The organism is Virgibacillus sp. AGTR, assembly GCF_016919725.2.
GTDB lineage: Bacteria > Bacillota > Bacilli > Bacillales > Amphibacillaceae > Virgibacillus > Virgibacillus salarius.
In genome coordinates this window covers 1-4,664 of record NZ_JAJERH010000126.1, presented here as the reverse complement: position 1 = coordinate 4,664, position 4,664 = coordinate 1, and the positions used below count along the sequence as shown (strand labels likewise).

Here is a 4,664-nt window from a genome sequence, read left to right as displayed (position 1 = left end):
ACTTCCTAAGTTTTATACAACAATCAAGCCGTTTCTTTTTCAAGATTATTTGGTCCATTTATAATACACAAATTTTAACTTCTGACCATTCATTTCAAATTCTTGATCACTGGTTTTTGTTTGCTCAAATCCATTTTTCTCTAAAACCTTTTGGGATGCTATGTTATTGGTTGTTGTTTTTGCCTTAACCTGTTCAATATCTCGATCTGTTAATGTTTCTAATAATAATTTCAATCCTTTCTTAGCAACACCTTTTCCAGTATGTAGTTGTCCTACTCTATAGCCTAGATAACCAATTTTTTGAGATCTATCAATATCAACTAAATTAATTCTTCCTAAAATAGAACCATTTTTATCTTTAATTAAATAGAAATATGAAACTCCTTCAGCTTGCTCTTTAAGTAATGTTTCATGTCTTCTTTTAAAAATCTCAAACTTATAGTATTCGTTTCCTCGGGTCGGTACCATTTTTTCGAAAAAATATTTGTTTTCAAGTTCAAACTTATACAAATCTTCCGCATCTGTGGCATGTAACTTCTCAATTAATATATCCATGTGTAATATCCCCGTTCAATTTTAATGTTTACATTAATAACCTTCTAAAAACTAACCTACACTTTTTCTTGAATTGTTGCTTATTCCATAATCTGGCCCTAATCCGTAATAAGGGCGCTGGTTCTTGTTCTGGAATCTCTCCCGTTTGCTTAAATAAGCATTATAAAACTTGAAATTAAAAATACTATAACTAAAATTAGCTTTATGTAACCACTATATTTTGGTGTTCCGTGCCGTTTTTCTAAAAATTGCACATAGCCCACAAGTAAAAAAGATCCAACAACTAATATAGTAAACCCAACTTTATCATCTTGAATAATCATAACCCTTAACGCCATATACCCTATTATGAAATATCCTAAATGCCCCATTGTATATTGGAGAATATGCTTCATATCCCCCCTCCTGTGTTTATATAACAATCTGGCCCTATTCTAAAATAGAGCATAGATTCTTATTTGGAAAAGCACCCGTTTGTTTAAGTCTATTGGAGAAGGTTGGGAGACTATTTCCCAAAGTACAATTTTTATATTTCTCGTCGGTATCTTAAAGAAATATAATCTTCTTCTTCAGCATTACTAAATGCCTCTTTTTCGTACATAAAATTAAACCCTCTTGCTTCATAAAATGGAATACCTTTATTATTTCCCTTTTGAACGGATACCCACTGTTCCTTAGAACCTTTTGTCTGTTGTATATCTGTTAAATGGTTTAAAAGTTGAGTACCGATCCCTTCCCCACGGCGTTCAGGATCCAAGTATAAAACATAAACTTCACTTTTATCATCATCTATCATGCCACCACCAATAGCCCCAACAACAACTCCATTGTCGAGTGCTACAAAATAGCCGTCCCAATCGTCCACTTCATCTAACTCATGAAGTATACGGTCATAATTATAAAATGTCTCATTATTCCTTCTTATATTTTCTGGACTTCTAATACCCTCATATGTGTCCAGACAACCTTCGGAACAAACTTTAGAAATACCTTCAACATGCTCTGGCAATCCTCTTTTAACTACAATCATGCTATTTCCCCCGCTTATATTTCCTTATAATTTTAATTGGGAAATGAAAAATCACTTCTCCAACAAACTGAACCGATTCTGAAACAATGGTTACTGTATATTAAGCCAAAAATGGGTTTCCATATTTTTCGCAGTAATTATAAAAACCGTGCTTATTCATATACATCATTTTTTTGACATTCTCTGGTGTGTCAAATTCAATCAATTCCAAAACTAATTGAGTAAATTCAATAGCAGCCGTTCCATTTGCAGTGACCAATTTTTTATCCTTTACTGCCTGTTCCTCTAGGAAATTACCCTTAGGATTATAATTTTCATAATCGTTCCAGATATAAGCGGAATTTCCGGTATGATTATGATCATTTAGGAAACCATTCTTTGCCAAAAAGTCCACTGCACCGCATATAGCCCCTATGGGAATATTGTTTTGAAAGGTAGTTTTGATTAATGGCAAAAGCTTTTTATTATCATTTCCCCATGAATTCCCACCAATCATAACTAATAAATCAAAATCCTTAGGTTCTGAACCAATGATATAATCAACAGAAGTTTTAAAACCACCTATTGAATTTACACTATCATCTAAAGAAATAGTATCAACAGACCAATCTTCTCTTTGATTTAATGCCGACGACAAGTAAGCACCTTCCCAATCTGCATACTCGTCCAATATAAGAAATAACGCCTTTTTCATAACAACACAATCCCTCTTCTCAATACAACTCTCATAAAGTTTATTTAACCAGATTAATATTCCATCATTTGGCCCAATTCTAGCACAACTTCGTTCCGTTATTTCGCCCGTTTCTTGAATAAATCCCTGTTATAGAAAAAACTACTCTTATCGCTTACTATTTATAACTATAATTCAAACATTCTGTTTTCTTTTCATATGGTTACGAATTAGCCGGATTTGACCTCGATGATTTAGCTCATCCTCAAATACATGAAACCAACGGAAATAGTTATTTGCTTTATGATTTGGACCGAAAGGGGAAACTTTATCTAACCATTTATCCTCTATTTCCTTAAAACAATCTAGTGTGCGCTCTCGTACTAAGTTTAACTTTTCTACATAGAACTCAATTCCATTATTGGTGATTTCTGTATGTGCCTTTTCACCGAGATTCAATCCTATATCAAGCTTTTGTAGCTCTTCTTTAGTAGGTTCCCTATCCTCAAATGTCATAATTTGATAGACTTCTTCAACACATGCTATATGATACAAAAGGCATCCTATTGAATTCCCCTTGCCATCTATACGATAATCAAGTTCTTCTGCTGTTAACCCCTCTATGGCTTCGAGCGTTGTAATTCGTGTATATTCCAACATAGATAATAATCTTCCTATTAATGGGGTATAACCTGATTTTACGTCAACAATAAATCGTTTATCTTTTAAATTCTTCATTTTTTCACCTTCCTTATTTCATAAAAGAATAACTGATTTTGACCTTATAACAATTGTCAAATTCGTAAATATCCACAATCATTTTTCCGTTATTGCAATTTGAAAAGACGTAATTTGTAATAATCGCGACCGTTTCATGAACAATCTTATTACTATTAACTTATTGTTGCCGGCTTGATAAGATCCGTATCGTCCGAAGTATATTCTAATTGCCTGAGCATTGAAACGATTTATCCTTTGTAATGAAATTCATGAGTAGCGGCATGCGTAAAGTGCCAAAGGGGTGTGAGCTCTTCTTCTTCATCCTTCCATGAAACTGGGCCGGAAATGCTAAGATTCCATCCAAATTAGTAAAGCTAACCAAGTGTCTTTCTTGGATGGAAAATACAATTAATCGTCCCCCTTGCTTTACTCAACGAAATGGCCCTAATCCGTAATAAGGGCGCTGGTAATTGTTCGGGAATCGCTCCCAAATGTGGTACTAATGTTCTTACGCTGTAGTAATAATCGGTCCTTCTTTCGTAAGAATAATCGTATGTTCGTATTGAGCGACATAGCTTTCATCGGTTAGGAAGGTCCATCCATCTTCGGATTGGAAAACTTCTTCTTCAAACGTAGATATTATCGGCTCAAAGGCAATTACCATACCCTCTTTTAAAATTTCGTCATCCCAGCGTGAGAAGTAATTGAAAATATGTGTTGGTTCTTCATGAATCGAACGCCCAATACCATGCCCAGTAAGATTTTTTATAACTGTTAAGCCATGCTGTTTCGCTACATTATGTGCAGCTTTACCCAGCGCATTTTTTTTCGAGCCTGGTTTTGCCTTCCTAAGCCCCGCTTCGAACGCTTCTTTAGCAACGTCACATATTTTCTGTAAAGTAATCTCTCCTTTACCTACTACAAAGGAAATTCCCGTATCTGCGAAATACCCATTTTTAGAACCTGAAACATCAATATTTACAATATCTCCCTCTTGAATGGTCCGTTTCCCCGGAATCCCGTGCGCTACTTCTTCATTTATGCTAATGCACGTATATCCAGGAAAACCGTATTCTCCTTTTGGTGCAGATTGGGCTCCTGCTTTTTCAAACATCTTCTTCGCAATTTCATCGAGTTCTTTTGTGGTAATTCCAGGTTTTGTACAATGGACTAATTCATCTCGAATCGCTCCACAAATTCCCCCAATTACTTTTAATCCATTAAAATCCTTTTTAGTCCTTGCAACCATTGTATATCCTCGCTTTTTAAAGTATTTTGTGATTAGTATACCATTTAGTTTCTAGCATAAACGAAACGGATTGTTCTTCAACATTTTGATCCGTTTACTACATAGTATGAGAATGTTTTGTTGGTATCGTTACTTCAACCTATATAGTTTTACTAAATTTTTTTATACACCTACTACTTTTAACTGCTTTAGTACTTGTTTGTTATTATCTTCTAGTTTCTTGATTTCCGTTTTAGTGAATCTATAATGGCATTTTTATTGCTGCCTTTCATTTCTCGTTTTAATTGTTTTGGTGTTGGCATTTGCGAGTCCTGCTTCCTTAATAATTCAATTCTCTCACGAATCTCAGTATTGTTGTACAATGTTGCTTTCCCTACACCTGCTTCCTCTGCAACACTATTGTAATTTCCTAGACTAAAAAAACTGAGCAAAATTCG

The 4,664-nt window shown here is 34.5% G+C and carries 6 protein-coding genes and 1 pseudogene; all 7 read right to left on the bottom strand.

The genetic code is table 11. The features are described 5' to 3' along the window. Nucleotides 1–45: 45 nt before the first annotated feature. Nucleotides 46–555, bottom strand: coding sequence for a GNAT family N-acetyltransferase (locus tag JUJ52_RS22505; protein WP_205389215.1), 510 nt, complete (start codon nucleotides 553–555; stop codon nucleotides 46–48). A 149-nt stretch (nucleotides 556–704) separates the two neighbouring features. Beyond that, nucleotides 705–950: a hypothetical protein gene (locus JUJ52_RS22500; RefSeq protein WP_026681868.1), complete on the bottom strand. Its 246-nt coding sequence runs from the start codon at nucleotides 948–950 to the stop codon at nucleotides 705–707. 131 nt (nucleotides 951–1,081) lie between these two features. Then, the gene (locus JUJ52_RS22495; protein WP_205389217.1) at nucleotides 1,082–1,585 is read right to left on the bottom strand and encodes a GNAT family N-acetyltransferase; all 504 of its coding nucleotides are present in this window, start codon (nucleotides 1,583–1,585) and stop codon (nucleotides 1,082–1,084) included. 100 nt (nucleotides 1,586–1,685) lie between these two features. Beyond that, entirely contained in the window at nucleotides 1,686–2,279 is a 594-nt protein-coding gene (locus JUJ52_RS22490; RefSeq protein WP_121604078.1) for a type 1 glutamine amidotransferase family protein, read from the bottom strand. Nucleotides 2,280–2,453: 174 nt separating this feature from the next. Continuing rightward, nucleotides 2,454–2,996 (bottom strand): DinB family protein, encoded by a 543-nt coding sequence (locus JUJ52_RS22485; protein WP_166529906.1) that lies wholly within the window; start codon nucleotides 2,994–2,996, stop codon nucleotides 2,454–2,456. A 490-nt stretch (nucleotides 2,997–3,486) separates the two neighbouring features. Then, the gene (gene map / locus JUJ52_RS22480; protein WP_166529905.1) at nucleotides 3,487–4,227 is read right to left on the bottom strand and encodes a type I methionyl aminopeptidase; all 741 of its coding nucleotides are present in this window, start codon (nucleotides 4,225–4,227) and stop codon (nucleotides 3,487–3,489) included. Nucleotides 4,228–4,389: 162 nt separating this feature from the next. After that, nucleotides 4,390–4,664, bottom strand: a pseudogene (locus JUJ52_RS22475) (DUF6262 family protein); the annotation flags it as partial.

Coding starts and splice junctions, on each gene's coding strand:
- JUJ52_RS22505 (WP_205389215.1), bottom strand. CDS start 555: ATGGATATATTAATTGAGAAGTTACATGCCACAGATGCGGAAGATTTG.
- JUJ52_RS22490 (WP_121604078.1), bottom strand. CDS start 2,279: ATGAAAAAGGCGTTATTTCTTATATTGGACGAGTATGCAGATTGGGAA.
- JUJ52_RS22500 (WP_026681868.1), bottom strand. CDS start 950: ATGAAGCATATTCTCCAATATACAATGGGGCATTTAGGATATTTCATA.
- JUJ52_RS22485 (WP_166529906.1), bottom strand. CDS start 2,996: ATGAAGAATTTAAAAGATAAACGATTTATTGTTGACGTAAAATCAGGT.
- JUJ52_RS22495 (WP_205389217.1), bottom strand. CDS start 1,585: ATGATTGTAGTTAAAAGAGGATTGCCAGAGCATGTTGAAGGTATTTCT.
- map (WP_166529905.1), bottom strand. CDS start 4,227: ATGGTTGCAAGGACTAAAAAGGATTTTAATGGATTAAAAGTAATTGGG.